Annotated in this window: 19 protein-coding genes; 18 read left to right on the plus strand and 1 reads right to left on the minus strand. The window is 65.9% G+C overall.

Annotated elements, in window-relative coordinates:
- From rplE to rplQ, 15 genes are all read left to right on the plus strand, one after another.
- Window positions 1-540 (plus strand): 50S ribosomal protein L5, encoded by a 540-nt coding sequence (rplE, locus tag F614_RS0109380; RefSeq protein WP_018865679.1) that lies wholly within the window; start codon window positions 1-3, stop codon window positions 538-540.
- 15 nt (window positions 541-555) lie between these two features.
- The gene (gene rpsN, locus F614_RS0109385; protein WP_018865680.1) at window positions 556-861 is read left to right on the plus strand and encodes a 30S ribosomal protein S14; all 306 of its coding nucleotides are present in this window, start codon (window positions 556-558) and stop codon (window positions 859-861) included.
- Window positions 862-875: 14 nt separating this feature from the next.
- A complete protein-coding gene (gene rpsH / locus F614_RS0109390; RefSeq protein WP_017941085.1) occupies window positions 876-1,268 on the plus strand; it encodes a 30S ribosomal protein S8 in 393 nt (130 codons plus the stop codon).
- A gap of 10 nt (window positions 1,269-1,278) precedes the next feature.
- Window positions 1,279-1,809: a 50S ribosomal protein L6 gene (gene rplF, locus F614_RS0109395; RefSeq protein ID WP_018865681.1), complete on the plus strand. Its 531-nt coding sequence runs from the start codon at window positions 1,279-1,281 to the stop codon at window positions 1,807-1,809.
- A gap of 10 nt (window positions 1,810-1,819) precedes the next feature.
- Window positions 1,820-2,173 carry a 50S ribosomal protein L18 gene (gene rplR / locus F614_RS0109400; RefSeq protein ID WP_017941087.1) on the plus strand — a complete coding sequence of 118 codons (354 nt, stop codon included), beginning with the start codon at window positions 1,820-1,822 and terminating at the stop codon, window positions 2,171-2,173.
- A gap of 26 nt (window positions 2,174-2,199) precedes the next feature.
- Window positions 2,200-2,706: a 30S ribosomal protein S5 gene (rpsE, locus tag F614_RS0109405; RefSeq protein WP_018865682.1), complete on the plus strand. Its 507-nt coding sequence runs from the start codon at window positions 2,200-2,202 to the stop codon at window positions 2,704-2,706.
- 3 nt (window positions 2,707-2,709) lie between these two features.
- On the plus strand, window positions 2,710-2,889 hold the full coding sequence (gene rpmD, locus F614_RS0109410) for a 50S ribosomal protein L30 (protein WP_017941089.1): 180 nt from the start codon (window positions 2,710-2,712) through the stop codon (window positions 2,887-2,889).
- 2 nt (window positions 2,890-2,891) lie between these two features.
- On the plus strand, window positions 2,892-3,323 hold the full coding sequence (gene rplO, locus F614_RS0109415; RefSeq protein ID WP_019558761.1) for a 50S ribosomal protein L15: 432 nt from the start codon (window positions 2,892-2,894) through the stop codon (window positions 3,321-3,323).
- 3 nt (window positions 3,324-3,326) lie between these two features.
- Window positions 3,327-4,673 (plus strand): preprotein translocase subunit SecY, encoded by a 1,347-nt coding sequence (secY, locus tag F614_RS0109420; RefSeq protein WP_018146441.1) that lies wholly within the window; start codon window positions 3,327-3,329, stop codon window positions 4,671-4,673.
- 15 nt (window positions 4,674-4,688) lie between these two features.
- Complete coding sequence (gene rpmJ / locus F614_RS14530; protein WP_018881305.1) at window positions 4,689-4,802, plus strand: 50S ribosomal protein L36; 114 nt, start codon at window positions 4,689-4,691, stop codon at window positions 4,800-4,802.
- Between the two features lie 66 nt (window positions 4,803-4,868).
- The gene (gene rpsM / locus F614_RS0109425; RefSeq protein ID WP_017941092.1) at window positions 4,869-5,225 is read left to right on the plus strand and encodes a 30S ribosomal protein S13; all 357 of its coding nucleotides are present in this window, start codon (window positions 4,869-4,871) and stop codon (window positions 5,223-5,225) included.
- A 21-nt stretch (window positions 5,226-5,246) separates the two neighbouring features.
- Window positions 5,247-5,636: a 30S ribosomal protein S11 gene (gene rpsK, locus F614_RS0109430; RefSeq protein ID WP_017941093.1), complete on the plus strand. Its 390-nt coding sequence runs from the start codon at window positions 5,247-5,249 to the stop codon at window positions 5,634-5,636.
- A gap of 15 nt (window positions 5,637-5,651) precedes the next feature.
- On the plus strand, window positions 5,652-6,272 hold the full coding sequence (rpsD, locus tag F614_RS0109435; protein WP_018865685.1) for a 30S ribosomal protein S4: 621 nt from the start codon (window positions 5,652-5,654) through the stop codon (window positions 6,270-6,272).
- A gap of 30 nt (window positions 6,273-6,302) precedes the next feature.
- On the plus strand, window positions 6,303-7,292 hold the full coding sequence (rpoA, locus tag F614_RS0109440; RefSeq protein WP_018865686.1) for a DNA-directed RNA polymerase subunit alpha: 990 nt from the start codon (window positions 6,303-6,305) through the stop codon (window positions 7,290-7,292).
- Window positions 7,293-7,335: 43 nt separating this feature from the next.
- Window positions 7,336-7,725, plus strand: coding sequence for a 50S ribosomal protein L17 (gene rplQ, locus F614_RS0109445; protein WP_018865687.1), 390 nt, complete (start codon window positions 7,336-7,338; stop codon window positions 7,723-7,725).
- A 121-nt stretch (window positions 7,726-7,846) separates the two neighbouring features.
- Here rplQ and uvrA read toward each other — a convergent pair whose 3' ends face one another.
- Window positions 7,847-10,699 (minus strand): excinuclease ABC subunit UvrA, encoded by a 2,853-nt coding sequence (uvrA, locus tag F614_RS0109450; protein WP_018881304.1) that lies wholly within the window; start codon window positions 10,697-10,699, stop codon window positions 7,847-7,849.
- Between the two features lie 173 nt (window positions 10,700-10,872).
- On the opposite strand from uvrA, the gene F614_RS0109455 reads away from it, so the two are divergent.
- The 3 genes from F614_RS0109455 to miaB all read left to right on the plus strand — a co-directional run bounded on the left by F614_RS0109455 (window position 10,873) and on the right by miaB (window position 14,229).
- On the plus strand, window positions 10,873-12,243 hold the full coding sequence (locus tag F614_RS0109455; protein WP_018876466.1) for an MFS transporter: 1,371 nt from the start codon (window positions 10,873-10,875) through the stop codon (window positions 12,241-12,243).
- A gap of 109 nt (window positions 12,244-12,352) precedes the next feature.
- Window positions 12,353-12,829, plus strand: coding sequence for a single-stranded DNA-binding protein (ssb, locus tag F614_RS0109460; protein ID WP_018865690.1), 477 nt, complete (start codon window positions 12,353-12,355; stop codon window positions 12,827-12,829).
- 47 nt (window positions 12,830-12,876) lie between these two features.
- The gene (miaB, locus tag F614_RS0109465; RefSeq protein ID WP_018876465.1) at window positions 12,877-14,229 is read left to right on the plus strand and encodes a tRNA (N6-isopentenyl adenosine(37)-C2)-methylthiotransferase MiaB; all 1,353 of its coding nucleotides are present in this window, start codon (window positions 12,877-12,879) and stop codon (window positions 14,227-14,229) included.
- The last annotated feature ends 1 nt before the right edge of the window (window position 14,230 follow it).

Raw genomic sequence — 14,230 nt, forward strand, 5'->3', positions numbered from 1 at the left:
ATGGAACGCTTGAGAGAAGAATACGAATCCAACGTGAAGCAGGCCCTGCGCGAGCAGTTCGGCTATGCCAACGTGATGGAGATTCCGCGCATCACCAAAGTGACCCTCAATATGGGTCTCGGCGATGCGGTCGCGGACAAGAAGGTGATCGAACACGCGGTCGGTGATATGACCGCGATCGCCGGGCAGAAGCCGGTGGTCACCAAGGCACGCAAGTCGATTGCGGGGTTCAAGATCCGTGATGATTATCCCATCGGCTGCAAGGTGACCCTGCGGCGCCGGCAGATGTACGAATTCCTGGATCGCCTGATCAATGTGGCGCTGCCCCGGGTACGCGACTTCCGCGGTTTTTCCGCGAAGGCGTTCGACGGCCGCGGCAACTACAGCCTGGGCATCAAGGAACAGATCATCTTTCCGGAGATTGACTACGACCGTGTCGACAAGCTGCGCGGCATGGACATCACCATCACAACCAGCGCAAAGACGGACGCGGAAGCCAAGGCCCTTCTGGAGGCCTTCCGATTCCCGTTCCGGCAGTAAACGAGGTAGGCGCACATGGCGAAGGTATCGATGGTCGAGCGCGAGAAAAAGCGCGAACGACTGGTAAAGAAGTACGCGGCCAAGCGGGCCGAACTCAAGGCAATCCTGGTGGACGACACCAAGTCCTCCGAGGAACGTCTGGCGGCCATGCATGCGCTGCAGAAACTGCCGCGTGATTCGTCGCGCGTGCGTCAGAAGAACCGCTGTGGCGTGACCGGCCGGCCGAAGGGCTATTACCGCCGGTTTGGCCTGGGGCGCAACAAGCTGCGGGAATACGCCATGAAGGGCGAGATTCCGGGCCTGCGCAAGGCGAGCTGGTAAGGAGATTTGAAGCGATGATGACCGATCCGATTTCCGACATGCTCACCCGCGTGCGCAATGCGCAGCGCGCGAACAAGGAGCAGGTCGCCATTCCCTACAGCAAGGCCAAGGAGCGCATCCTGAAGGTCTTCGCGGAAGAGGGTTTCGTGGGCGACATGCAGGTCGAGGGCGAAGCCGCACAGAAGAAGCTGGTGGTGAAGCTGAAGTATTTCGAGGGACGGCCGGTCATCGAGACCGTCGAACGGATTTCCCGCCCGGGTCTGCGGATCTATCGCGGCAAGGACGAACTGCCGCGGATCAACGCGGGCCTTGGTGTCGCGGTGATCTCCACGCCGCAGGGTGTTATGAGTGACCGCGCAGCCCGGGCCGCTGGCCAGGGTGGCGAGGTCCTCTGCAAGATCTACTGAGGAATCAGCCATGTCGCGCATTGCAAATCTGCCGATCCAGCTGCCGAGCGGTGTGTCCGTGGAGCAGACGGACAGCGAGATCAAGATCAAGGGCCCGAAGGGCGAGCTTCAGCTCACCTGCCCGGAGGCGGTGACGGTTACCGTCGAGGACGGCGTCGTGCGGGTGAAGGCCGCCGAGAATGCGAAGAACGTCGCGCTCGCCGGCACCATCCGTGCTCTGCTCGGGAATCACGTCCACGGTGTCAGCCAGGGGTTCGAACGGGCCCTGGAGCTGGTGGGTGTCGGCTACCGCGCGCAGATGCAGGGCGCGAAGCTGAACCTGACCCTCGGGTATTCGCATCCGATCGACTTCGAGATCCCCGAGGGTGTGACGGTGGAAACGCCGACCCCGACCGAGGTCGTGGTCAAGGGGACCGATCGCCAGAAGGTGGGCCAGGTGGCCGCGAATATTCGCGCCTTCCGCCCGCCTGAGCCCTACAAGGGCAAGGGCGTGAAGTACAAAGACGAGCGCATTGTGCGCAAAGAAGCCAAGAAGAAGTAGGTAGGCACCAGTGGACAAGAAAGAGGCCAGACTTAAGAGGGCGCGTCGCGCACGGTTCAAGATCCGTGAGCTGGGGGTGCATCGTCTCTGTATCCACCGGACGCCCCGCCACATGTACGCGCAGATCATTGCCCCGTCCGGCGACGCGGTACTCGCCGCGGCGTCAACGGTGGAGAAGGATCTGAAGAATGCCGGCGGTTCGACCGGGAACGCCGAGGCGGCGGCCCGTGTGGGGCAGGCGATTGCCGAGCGCGCGCGCAAGGCCGGTATTGAACAGGTCGCGTTTGACCGCGCGGGTTTCCGTTATCACGGACGGGTGAAGGCTCTGGCCGACGCCGCACGTGAAAACGGCCTGCAGTTCTAGTCAAACGGGATCGAGCGGAGAGAGATATGGCACGTAACGATGTAAGCGAAGCGCAAGACGGCCTGCAGGAAAAGCTGATTGGCGTGAACCGCGTGGCCAAGGTGGTCAAGGGCGGTCGCCAGTTCCGGTTTGCCGCACTGACGGTGGTGGGCGACGGAGAAGGTCGCGTGGGCTATGGCTATGCCAAGGCGCGCGAGGTTCCGGCCGCGATCCAGAAGGCAATGCAGCAGGCGCGGATGGAGATGCGCAACGTGGCCCTGCACGAAGGGACCCTGCACTACGCGGTCAATGGCCGCCACGGTGCCGCGAACGTCTACATGCAGCCCGCCTCGGAAGGTACCGGGATCATCGCCGGCGGGGCCATGCGTGCCGTGCTGGAAGTGGCCGGGGTGCGTAACGTGCTTGCCAAGTGCGTGGGATCGCGCAATCCGATTAACGTCGTGCAGGCCACGATCGACGGGCTCACCACGGTGAGCTCGCCGGAGCGCGTGGCGGCCAAGCGCGGCAAGACCGTTGACGAAGTGACGAGCTAAGCCATGAGCAAGCTGAAACTGACCCTGGTACGCAGCACCGCCGGCCGCATCGCATCGCACAAGGCGTGCGTCCGCGGCTTGGGGCTGCGCAAGACCCACAGCACCTCGACGGTCGAGGCCACCCCGGAAAATCTGGGCATGGTCAAGAAGGTGTCGTACCTGCTGAAGGTAGAGGAAGTCTAACGATGCGACTGAATGAGATTGCAAGCCCCGACGGCGCCCGCAAGCCGGGCAAGCGCGTCGGTCGTGGCATTGGTTCCGGTCTGGGCAAGACTGGCGGCCGTGGCCACAAGGGCCAGAAGTCCCGCTCCGGCGGCTTCACCAAGGTCGGCTTCGAAGGCGGCCAGATGCCGTTGCAGCGGCGCCTGCCGAAGGTGGGCTTCCGCTCCCGCAAGCAGCAGTACGCGGCCGAAGTGCGCCTGAGCGAGCTGGCCAAGGTGGACGGCGACGTGACCCTGGAAAGCCTCAAGGCCGCCGGTGTCGTGCGCAGCGACGCCCAGAGCGCGAAGATCTTCGCCTCCGGTGAAGTCTCCCGTGCCTGCGCCGTGAAGGGCGTGGGTGTGACCAAGGGTGCGCGGGCCGCGATCAAAGCGGCCGGCGGGAGCGTCGAGGCCTAAATAATGGCGCGTGGAGCGACAGCACGTTCCGGTGGCGGACTCACCGGTTTTACCGAGTTACGCCAACGCTTGCTGTTCGTGCTGGGCGCCCTGGTGGTGTACCGCATCGGGACGTTCATCCCCGTGCCGGGCATCAACCCGGTCGCGGTGTCGCAGTTCTTCGAGCAACAAAGCGGCACGATCCTGGACATGTTCAACATGTTCTCGGGCGGGGCGCTGGAACGGCTGTCGATCTTTGCCCTCGGGGTGATGCCCTATATCTCCGCCGCGATCATCATGCAGCTGCTCGCGGCCACCGTGCCGGCCCTGCAGCAGCTGAAGAAGGAAGGCGAGCAGGGGCGGCGCAAGATCACGCAGTACACGCGCTACGGGACCGTGGCGCTGGCGCTGTTTCAGAGTATCGGGATCGGGATTGCTCTGAATGGACAGACCATTCAGGGCATGCCGATGGCGCTGAACCCGGGGCCGATCTTTATCTTTACGGTGGTCGTCTCGCTGGTGACCGGTACCCTGTTCCTGATGTGGCTGGGCGAGCAGATTACCGAGCGCGGCATCGGCAACGGGATCTCGATCATCATCTTCGCCGGCATTGTCGCGGGGCTGCCGGGCGCCATTGGTGGCACCCTCGAGCTGGCGCGGACCGGCGAACTGGCGGCGGCGTTCGTGGTGATCCTGATCGTGCTGGCGCTGGCGGTGACGGCGTTCGTCGTGTTCGTCGAACGCGGTCAGCGACGCGTCACGATCAACTATGCGAAGCGTCAGGTGGGGCGGAAGATGGTTGGCGGGCAGTCCTCGCACCTGCCGCTGAAGTTGAACATGGCCGGGGTGATTCCGCCGATCTTCGCGTCCAGTATCATCCTGTTTCCTTCGACGCTGGGGCAGTGGTTCGGGCAGGCGGAAGGGATGGACTGGCTGCGCGAGATCTCGACGACGCTCGCTCCGGGGCAGCCGCTGTATGTGATGTTCTATGCGGCCGCAATTATTTTCTTCTGCTTCTTCTACACCGCGCTGGTGTTCAACTCCCGGGATACCGCGGAGAACCTGAAGAAGCAGGGCGCCTTCATTCCGGGGATTCGTCCCGGGGTGCAGACGGAACGGTTTATTGACGGGGTCATGACACGGCTGACGGCGGTGGGCGCGGTCTATATCACTGCGGTCTGCCTGCTGCCCGAGTTCCTGATCCTGTACTGGAACGTGCCGTTCTACTTCGGTGGGACGTCGCTTCTGATCATCGTGATCGTGGTGATGGATTTCATGGCGCAGCTGCAGTCGCACCTGGTGTCCCACCAGTACGAAGGGTTGATGAAGAAAGCGAATCTGAAGGGTTTCGGCGGGACCGGGATCCGCTAGACCAGGAGAAAAACCATGAAGGTACGTGCATCTGTAAAGCCGATCTGCCGAAACTGCAAGGTGATTCGGCGTAACGGTGTGGTGCGGGTGATCTGTTCGGATGCCCGCCACAAGCAACGCCAGGGCTAACGCTTGGCGTAACGGATATTCATTGCTACTATAGCCGGCTTTGCCGGATTTAGATGGAGAGGTTGGATGGCTCGCGTCGCTGGAATCAATATTCCTGACCAGAAGCACACGGTAATCGCGCTGACCGCGATCTATGGCATTGGCCCCACCCGGGCCGGCCTGATCTGCGATGCCGCGGGTGTGCGTCGGGACATCAAGGTGCGGGATCTGACCGATGCCGAAGTCGATGCCCTGCGCGCGCAGATCGACAAGATCCCCGTGGAAGGGGATCTGCGCCGGGAAGTCAGCATGAACATCAAGCGGCTCATGGACCTGGGCTGCTACCGGGGCGTGCGTCACCGCCGCGGCCTCCCGTTGCGGGGTCAGCAGACGCAGACGAATGCACGCACCCGCAAGGGCCCGCGTCGCCCGATTCGCAAGTAATCAGACTGGGATCTCAGGTACATGGCACAAGCGCAGACTCGGACCAAGAAGAAGGTCCGCAAGAATATCGCCGAGGGCGTGGCTCACGTATATGCCACGTTCAACAACACGATCATCACGATCACGGACCGGCAGGGCAACACGATCAGCTGGGCCACCTCGGGTGGCTCTGGTTTCCGTGGTTCCCGCAAATCCACGCCGTTCGCGGCGCAGATTGCGGCCGAGCGAGCCGGGACGACTGCGGCCGAGCACGGCGTGAAGAATCTCGACGTGATGGTGCGGGGCCCGGGTCCGGGTCGCGAATCGGCGGTACGTGCGCTGAACAATGCCGGGTTCAAGATCACGAATATCAGTGATGTGACCCCGATCCCTCACAACGGCTGCCGGCCGCCCAAGAAACGCCGCGTTTAAGGCTGGAGTTCGAGAATGGCTCGTTACATTGGACCGAAGTGCAAGCTCAGCCGCCGCGAAGGCGTGGATCTGGGCCTGAAGAGCGGCGCCCGCGCGCTGGAAACCAAGTGCAAGCTGGACAAGCCGCCGGGTCAGCACGGTGAACGCCGTACCCGCCTGTCCGACTATGCCGTGCAGCTGCGCGAGAAGCAGAAGCTGCGCCGGATCTACGGCGTGCTGGAGAAGCAGTTCCGCAACTATTACAAGAAGGCCGCCCAGCGCAAGGGCTCGACCGGCGAGAACCTGCTGAAGCTGCTGGAAGGTCGTCTGGACAACGTCGTGTACCGCATGGGCTTCGGCGCCACCCGCTCGGAAGCGCGGCAGCTGGTGGCGCATCGCGCGATCATGGTGAATGGCCAGGTGGTGAACATCGCCGCCTATCAGGTTCAGCCGTCGGATGTGGTCACGGTCCGCGAGAAGGCCCGCAAGCAGGTCCGCATCCAGGATGCGATGACCCTGGCCGAGCAGACCGGTTTCCCGAGCTGGGTCGAAGTCGACACCAGCAAGTTCGAAGGGACCTTCAAGGCGATCCCGGACCGTTCGGATCTGCCCGCGGACATCAACGAGTCGCTCGTCGTCGAGCTGTACTCGAAGTAATCGTTTTTCGGCCTGGCGCCAGGAGTCACAATGCAGTCGAACGAACTGGTCAAGAAACAGCAGATCGAGGTCGAGGCCGAGAACCGGAATCAGGCCAAGGTCGCGCTCGAGCCGCTGGAACGCGGTTTCGGGCATACCCTGGGCAATGCCCTGCGGCGTGTGCTGCTGTCGTCCATCCCCGGTGCCGCGATCGTCGAGGCCCGGATCGAGGGCGTGCTGCACGAATACACCACGATCGAAGGGGTGCAGGAGGACGTCGTTGACATCCTGCTGAACCTCAAGGGCGTGGCGCTGCGCATGCACAGCCGTGACGAATCCACCCTGACCCTGAAGAAGAAGGGTCCGTGCGTGGTGACGGCGGGTGACATCCAGGTGGACCATGACGTGGAGGTCGTGAATCCTGAACACGTGATCGCGACCATCACCAAGAACGTCGACCTGGACGTGACGCTGACCGCGCGGGCCGGCCGTGGCTATGAGCCCGTGAGCGCCCGACGCCAGTCCGAGGCGGGCGACGATACGGGCATCGGCCGACTGCTGCTGGATGCCAGCTTCAGCCCGATCCGCCGCGTGTCCTACCGCGTCGAGAGCGCGCGTCTGGCGCAGCGTACCGACATGGACCGCCTGGTGCTGGAACTGGAGACCAACGGTGCGATCGCGCCGGATGACGCGGTGCGTCAGGCAGCGACGATCCTGCAGGGCCAGCTGGCCCCGTTCGTCGACCTCCAGGAAGAGGCCGGCGAGGTGGTCGGGACCGCCGGTGGTGCGATCGACCCGGTCCTGCTGCGTCCGGTGGACGAGCTGGAGCTCACGGTGCGTTCGGCGAACTGCCTGAAGGCGGAGAACCTGTACTACATCGGGGACCTGGTTCAGCGCACCGAGGTCGAGCTGCTGCGCGCGCCGAACCTCGGCAAGAAGTCGCTCACCGAGATCAAGGACACGCTGGCGACCCACGGGCTGTCGCTGGGCATGCGTCTCGAGAACTGGCCGCCGCCGGGTCTGCGCGACGACAACGAGTAATCACGGCGCCCTGCGCCCATCGTTTTTCTAGAGGAAGCCTCTCATGCGTCATCGTCATTCCGGCCGTCAGCTGGGCCGTAACAGCTCGCACCGCAAGGCCACGTTTCAGGCCCTGTCCGTGGCCCTGTTCCGGCACGAACTGATCAAGACCACGCTGCCCAAGGCGAAGGAACTGCGCCGGGTCGCCGAGCCGCTGATCACCATGGCCAAGGAAGACAGCGTGCATGGCCGTCGCACGGCCTTTGCGCGTCTGCGCGACAAGGAGATCGTGGGCAAGCTGTTCAGTGAGCTGGGTCCGCGCTATCAGCAGCGCCCGGGTGGGTATCTGCGTATCCTCAAGTGTGGCAATCGTCCGGGTGACAACGCCCCGATGGCCTACGTGGAGCTGGTGGATCGCCCCGAGGGCGATTCCGGGGACGGCGAAGCCGCCTGAGATTTCGCAGTGCAATGAACCGCACCCTCTCGGGGGTGGCGGTCCCGAGAAAGCCGGCCGCGTGCCGGCTTTCTTGCGTCTGGGGCGGGGTGTTTGCGAGCCGGTCGCGGGATGCGCGGCTTCAGTTGGAGACGGCCCGAGGGCGGGCGGCCGGGGCCAGCAGCGGCGCGAGGAACTGGCCGGTGTGGCTGTTGGGGGTGGCGGCGACGGTCTCCGGCGTGCCGGCGACCAGCAGCTCGCCGCCGCCGCTGCCGCCTTCGGGCCCGATGTCGATCAGCCAGTCGGCGGTCTTGATCACGTCCAGGTTGTGCTCGATCACGACGATGGTGTTGCCGTGGTCGCGCAGGCGGTGGAGCACGCGCAGGAGCTGGGCAATGTCCTCGAAATGGAGCCCGGTGGTGGGCTCGTCGAGGATATAGAGGGTGCGTCCGGTATCGCGCTTGGAGAGCTCGCGTGCGAGCTTGATGCGCTGGGCCTCGCCGCCGGAGAGGGTGGTCGCGTTCTGGCCGAGCTGGATGTAGGACAGCCCGACCTCCATCAGCATCTCCAGCTTGCGGTGGATGACCGGCACGGGCTGGAAGAAGTCGAGGGCCTCTTCCACCGTCATCTCGAGGACCTCGTGGATGTTCTTGCCCTTGTAGCGCACCTCCAGCGTCTCGCGGTTGTAGCGGTGGCCCTTGCAGACGTCACAGGGCACGAAGACATCCGGGAGGAAGTGCATCTCGACCTTGATCACGCCATCCCCCTGGCAGGCCTCGCAGCGCCCGCCACGGACGTTGAAGGAGAAGCGCCCCGGCTTGTAACCGCGCGAACGGGCCTCGGCGGTGGCGGCGAACAGCTCGCGGATGGGGGTGAACAGTCCGGTGTAGGTCGCCGGGTTCGAGCGCGGTGTGCGCCCGATCGGGCTCTGGTCGATGTCGACGACCTTGTCGATGCGTTCCAGGCCGTCGATGCGCTCGTGGGCCTCGATGTGGTGGCGGCCCCCATGCAGGGCGGTCGCGACGGCCGGATAAAGGGTGTTGTTGACCAGGGTCGACTTGCCGGATCCGGACACGCCGGTGACGCAGGTGAACAGGCCCGTAGGGAAGGCGAAATCGCCGCCCTTGAGATTGTTGCCGCGCGCGCCGATCACCCGGATTTCGGCTTCCGGATCGGCAGCGTGGCGCTGTTCCGGGACCGCGATAGATCGTGTGCCCCGCAGGTAGGCACCGGTGAGTGATTCAGGATGCGCGGCGACGGCCTCGGGGGTCCCGGAGGCGACGATTCGGCCCCCGTGGCGGCCGGCGCCCGGTCCGATGTCCACTACGTGATCGGCCTGTCGGATGGCGTCTTCGTCATGCTCGACGACAATCACAGTGTTGCCGAGGTCGCGCAGGTGGCTGAGGGTGTTGAGCAGCCGCGCATTGTCGCGCTGGTGCAGGCCGATGGAGGGTTCGTCGAGGATGTACATGACGCCGACCAGGGCCGAGCCGATCTGCGACGCCAGCCGGATGCGCTGGGCTTCCCCGCCGGACAGGGTGTCGGCGGAGCGGTCCAGCGTCAGGTAGTCGAGCCCGACATCGTTGAGGAAGCCGAGGCGCGCGGAGATCTCGCGCACGATCTTCTCCGCGATCTGGGCGAAACGCCCGGGCAGGCGCAGGTCGCTGAAGAAGGTCTGGGCATTGGCCACGCTCATGTGCGTGACCTCCGGCAAGGTCAAGTCATTGACGAACACATGGCGCGCGGCGGAATTCAGGCGCGTGCCGTGGCAGTCGGGGCAGGGCTGCTCCGCCAGGTAGCGGCCCAGCTCCTCGCGCACGGCAGAGGAGTCGGTCTCGCGGTAGCGCCGTTCGAGGTTCGGGATCACGCCCTCGAACACGCGTTCGTCGGTGCGCAGGCGGCCGTTGGCGGCGGGCGTGGCGAGCTTGACCTTCTCCTTGCCGGAGCCGTGCAGGACCACCGCGCGCACCTCCGCGGGGAGCTCCTGCCACGGGGTCTCTACGTCGAAGCCGTAGTGCCGGGCCAGGCTGGTCAGCAGGCTGAAGTACCAGGCGTTGCGTCGGTCCCAGCCGCGCACGGCCCCGCCGGCCAGGCTCAGCTCCGGCTGCGAGACCACTCGCTCGGGATCGAAGAACTGGTGTACGCCCAGCCCGTCGCAGGTGGGGCAGGCCCCGGCCGGGTTGTTGAACGAGAACAGGCGCGGCTCCAGCTCGCGCAGCGCATACCCGCAGACCGGGCAGGCGAAGCGGGCGGAGAAGATCATCGGTTCGCGTTCCGGCTCGTCCATCCAGGCGATCAGGGCCAGGCCGTCGGCGAGCTCGGTGGCCGTCTCGAAGGACTCGGCCAGACGCTGGCGCAGGTCCTCGCGCACGCGGAAGCGGTCGATCACGATCTCGATGTTGTGCTTGCGCTTCGGGTCCAGCGCCGGCAGGGCATCGAGGTCGTGAATCTCGCCATTGATGCGCGCGCGCAGGTACCCCTGGGAACGCATCGCCTCCAGCATCTTGTGATGCTCGCCCTTGCGTCCGCGCACCACGGGCGCGAGCAGCATCACCTTGTCGCCCTCCGGCAGCTCCAGCACCTGGTCCACCATCTGCGAGATGGTCTGCGCGGCCAGGGTCTCGCCATGTTCCGGGCAGCGCGGTTCGCCGGCGCGGGCGAACAGCAGGCGCAGGTAGTCGTAGATCTCGGTAATGGTGCCGACGGTGGAGCGCGGGTTGTGCGAGGTGCTCTTCTGTTCGATGGAGATCGCCGGCGACAGGCCCTCGATCTGGTCGACGTCGGGTTTCTCCATCATCGACAGGAACTGCCGGGCATAGGTGGACAGGCTCTCCACGTAGCGGCGCTGGCCTTCGGCAAACAGGGTGTCGAAGGCCAGCGACGACTTGCCCGAGCCGGAGACGCCGGTGATCACGATCAGCCGCTCGCGTGGCAGATCGAGGTCCACGTTCTTCAGGTTATGGGTGCGGGCGCCGCGAATGCTGATGCTGTCCATGGGGCTGGGTCGACTCCACCGGGTTGCGTCGCGCGGTGTGCCCGGTCATCCGGGGTACCGCAAACCGGCCATCTTAACACCCGGGCGTGCGGCGCCATGGTTTCCGCGCCGGGGTTGCCGGTAAACTCCGCTGCCATGAACACCCCTCCGTCCATGCGCCGGTTCCGGACGCCATGAGCCCGCGCGAGTTGCGCGCCACCACCGGGCTCGCGGCGATCTATGGCGTGCGCATGGCGGGCCTGTTCATGGTCCTGCCCGTCTTTATGCTGCATGCCGACCGTATCCCTGGCGCGACTCCGCTGCTGATGGGGCTGGCGCTGGGGATCTACGGCCTCACCCAGGCGATTCTGCAGATCCCGTTCGGGCTGCTGTCCGACCGCGTGGGGCGCAAGCCGCTGATCCTGGCCGGCCTGCTGCTGTTCGTTGCCGGCAGCCTGGTGGCCGCGCTGGCGGAGACCATCCACGGCATCATCCTCGGGCGTGCCCTGCAGGGGGCCGGCGCGGTGGCCGCGGTGATCCTGGCCCTGACGGCGGACCTGGTCGGCGAGGAGCGTCGGATGCGGGCGCTGGCTGCCATCGGCTTGACCATCGGTCTGACCTTTACCGCCGCGATGGCCCTGGGCCCCTTGGTGGACCGTGCGGCGGGGCTGGAGGGGGTCTTCGGCCTCTCTGCGCTGCTCGGGTTGGTCGCGATCGTGATCCTGTTCCTGTGGGTGCCGAGCCCGGATCGGGTGCGCAGGCATCCGGACATGGTGCCGGTGTGGTCCGCGTTGCCGCGGGTCCTGCGCGCCCCCGACCTGCTGCGCCTGAATCTCGGCATCTTTGTGCTGCACCTGGTGCTGGCCGCGAACTTCCTGGTGATCCCGGTCCTGCTGCTGGAGACCCTGGCGCTGCCCGGGGCGAGTCACTGGAAGTTCTATGTGCCGGTCCTGCTGGCGGGGTTCGTGCTGATGCTGCCGGGGATCATCTTCGGCGAGCGGCGGCGGCGCGTGCACGCCGTGCTGCGCGCGGCGATCCTCCTGCTGGCCGGGGTGCAGGTCCTGCTGGCCCTGCTGGTGCTGGACGGTGGCGGCCTGTGGACGCTGGGCGCCTTGATGATCCTGTTCTTCGCCGCGTTCAATCTGCTGGAGGCCGGATTGCCGTCCCTGGTGGCACGCGTGGCGCCGGTGGCCCACAAGGGCACCGCGATGGGCGGCTTCGCCACCGCGCAGTTCCTCGGGATCTTCGCCGGCGGGATGCTGGGGGGCGCCTTGCTGACGGTCGCCGGGCCGGTCGGCGTGTTCCTCGCCGGGGTGCCTTTGCTGCTGCTGTGGTGGTGGGGGGCGCGCGGGATGCAGCCGCGCTACCGCTCCAACCGCGTGCTGGCGCTGCCCGCCCACTGGTCCGGTCGCGAGGCCGAGCTGCTGCGCCTGATCGCGCACTGGCCGGGGGTGCACGAGGCCGAGCTGTCGCCGGACGCCGGGTCCCTCTACCTGAAGGTGGAGCCCGGCGGTCCGGATACCCCCGAGCTGGCGGCCTGGCTGGCGCGCCCGCCCTCCCGGTAGCGCCGGCAGGACGTGCCCGCTCCGCGTCGTGGACCGGTGCACTGTCGCGGCGGGGGCGGGCTGCTACACTATCGGGTCTGTCTCTCCATGCCCGACTGAAGGAGGCCCCATGGCCCGCGGCGTCAACAAAGTCATCCTGCTCGGCAACCTCGGGGCCGACCCGGAAAAGCGCGAGACCCCCAACGGGGTTACCGTCACCAACCTGCGTCTGGCAACGTCGGAACAGTGGACCGACAAGAATTCCGGCGAGAAGCGCGAGAACACCGAATGGCACCGGGTGGTGATGTTCGGGCGCCTGGCGGATATCGCCGCGCAGTATCTGTCCAAGGGCTCGCAGGTCTATATCGAAGGCAAGATCCAGACGCGCAAGTGGCAGGACCAGTCCGGCAACGACCGCTACAGCACCGAGGTGGTCGCCAACGACATGCAGCTGATCGGCGGTCGCGGGGGCGGCGGCGGTGGCGGGTTCGATCAGGACCCGGGCTATGGCGGCGGCAATGCCTATGGCGGTGGCGGCCAGCAGGGTGGCAACCGCAGCAGCGCCCCGGTCTCCGGTGGCTTTGATGACGACGACGTCCCCTTCTAGAACGCACGGCGATCCCTGACCGGCCCAACCAGCGAAGTACCGAGAGCATGATCCGCAAGGTCTATATTCAGACGCACGGCTGCCAGATGAACGAGTACGACTCCGATCGCATGCTCGACGCGCTGCGCGAGCTGCACGGGGCCGAGCGTACCGACGATCCGGAGCAGGCCGATGTCCTGTTGATGAACACCTGCTCCATCCGCGAGAAGGCGCAGGAGAAGGTGTTCTCGCTGCTGGGGCGCTGGCGCCAGATCAAGGAGCGCCGGCCGGAGGTGATCATCGGCGTGGGGGGCTGTGTCGCCAGCCAGGAGGGCGACGCCCTGCGCGAACGTGCGCCGTATGTGGACCTGGTGTTCGGCCCGCAGACGCTGCACCGCCTGCCGGCGATGATCCAGTCGGTACGCCGCGAGCGGGCGCCGGTGGTGGACATCTCCTTCCCCGAGATCGAGAAGTTCGACCGCCTGCCCGAGCCGAAGGCCGATGGCCCGACCGCGTTCGTCTCGGTGATGGAGGGCTGTTCCAAGTACTGCAGCTTCTGCGTGGTGCCCTATACCCGCGGCGACGAGATCAGCCGGCCGTTCGACGACGTGATCGCCGAGGTGGTGGCGCTGGCCGCGCAGGGCGTCCGGGAGATCAACCTGCTGGGGCAGAACGTGAACGCCTATCGGGGACCGATGGAGGATGGCGATACCGCCGACCTCGCGCTGCTGATCCACTACGTCGCCGCGGTGGACGGGATCGAACGCATCCGCTTCACCACCTCGCACCCGGTGGAGTTCTCCGATTCGCTGATCCAGGCCTTTGCCGACGAGCCCAAGCTGGTCAGCCACCTGCACCTGCCGGTACAGAGCGGCTCCGACCGCATCCTGGCGCAGATGAAACGCGGCCACACGATCCTGGAATACAAGTCCAAGATCCGCCGCCTGCGCGAGGCGCGCCCGGACCTGGACCTGTCCTCCGACTTCATCGTCGGCTTCCCCGGCGAGACGGATGCCGACCACGCGGCGACCATGAAGCTGATCGAGGAGCTGCACTTCGACTTCTCCTTCAGCTTCATCTACAGCGCCCGCCCGGGCACACCGGCGGCCTCACTGCCGGACGACGTGCCGCTGGCCACCAAGAAGGCCCGCCTGGCCGAGCTGCAGGCCCTGATCGAGCAGCACGGGCGCGAACGCAACCAGGCCATGGTCGGCAACATCGAGCCCGTGCTGGTCGAGGGCCCGGCCAAGCGCAATCCCGGCGAACTGGCCGGACGCACGGCGAACAACCGCATCGTGAACTTCGCCGGCGACCCCGGCCTGATCGGGCAGATGATCCCGGTCGAGATCACCGATGCCCTGGCGCATTCCCTGCGCGGCCGAACCGTGGAGCGGGCCATGTCTGCGGCCGTCGGCGCCTGAC

It is taken from the genome of Thioalkalivibrio sp. ALE12 (assembly GCF_000381105.1).
GTDB lineage: Bacteria > Pseudomonadota > Gammaproteobacteria > Ectothiorhodospirales > Ectothiorhodospiraceae > Thioalkalivibrio.

What these genes read in the sequence shown, in the direction of transcription:
- rplE (WP_018865679.1), top strand. Translation starts at nt 1, where the DNA reads ATGGAACGCTTGAGAGAAGAATACGAATCCAACGTGAAGCAGGCCCTG.
- rplQ (WP_018865687.1), top strand. Translation starts at nt 7,336, where the DNA reads ATGCGTCATCGTCATTCCGGCCGTCAGCTGGGCCGTAACAGCTCGCAC.
- rpmD (WP_017941089.1), top strand. Translation starts at nt 2,710, where the DNA reads ATGAGCAAGCTGAAACTGACCCTGGTACGCAGCACCGCCGGCCGCATC.
- rpsN (WP_018865680.1), top strand. Translation starts at nt 556, where the DNA reads ATGGCGAAGGTATCGATGGTCGAGCGCGAGAAAAAGCGCGAACGACTG.
- rpsD (WP_018865685.1), top strand. Translation starts at nt 5,652, where the DNA reads ATGGCTCGTTACATTGGACCGAAGTGCAAGCTCAGCCGCCGCGAAGGC.
- rpsE (WP_018865682.1), top strand. Translation starts at nt 2,200, where the DNA reads ATGGCACGTAACGATGTAAGCGAAGCGCAAGACGGCCTGCAGGAAAAG.
- rpsM (WP_017941092.1), top strand. Translation starts at nt 4,869, where the DNA reads ATGGCTCGCGTCGCTGGAATCAATATTCCTGACCAGAAGCACACGGTA.
- miaB (WP_018876465.1), top strand. Translation starts at nt 12,877, where the DNA reads ATGATCCGCAAGGTCTATATTCAGACGCACGGCTGCCAGATGAACGAG.
- secY (WP_018146441.1), top strand. Translation starts at nt 3,327, where the DNA reads ATGGCGCGTGGAGCGACAGCACGTTCCGGTGGCGGACTCACCGGTTTT.
- ssb (WP_018865690.1), top strand. Translation starts at nt 12,353, where the DNA reads ATGGCCCGCGGCGTCAACAAAGTCATCCTGCTCGGCAACCTCGGGGCC.
- uvrA (WP_018881304.1), bottom strand. Translation starts at nt 10,699, where the DNA reads ATGGACAGCATCAGCATTCGCGGCGCCCGCACCCATAACCTGAAGAAC.
- rplO (WP_019558761.1), top strand. Translation starts at nt 2,892, where the DNA reads ATGCGACTGAATGAGATTGCAAGCCCCGACGGCGCCCGCAAGCCGGGC.
- rpmJ (WP_018881305.1), top strand. Translation starts at nt 4,689, where the DNA reads ATGAAGGTACGTGCATCTGTAAAGCCGATCTGCCGAAACTGCAAGGTG.
- rpsK (WP_017941093.1), top strand. Translation starts at nt 5,247, where the DNA reads ATGGCACAAGCGCAGACTCGGACCAAGAAGAAGGTCCGCAAGAATATC.
- rpoA (WP_018865686.1), top strand. Translation starts at nt 6,303, where the DNA reads ATGCAGTCGAACGAACTGGTCAAGAAACAGCAGATCGAGGTCGAGGCC.
- F614_RS0109455 (WP_018876466.1), top strand. Translation starts at nt 10,873, where the DNA reads ATGAGCCCGCGCGAGTTGCGCGCCACCACCGGGCTCGCGGCGATCTAT.
- rpsH (WP_017941085.1), top strand. Translation starts at nt 876, where the DNA reads ATGATGACCGATCCGATTTCCGACATGCTCACCCGCGTGCGCAATGCG.
- rplF (WP_018865681.1), top strand. Translation starts at nt 1,279, where the DNA reads ATGTCGCGCATTGCAAATCTGCCGATCCAGCTGCCGAGCGGTGTGTCC.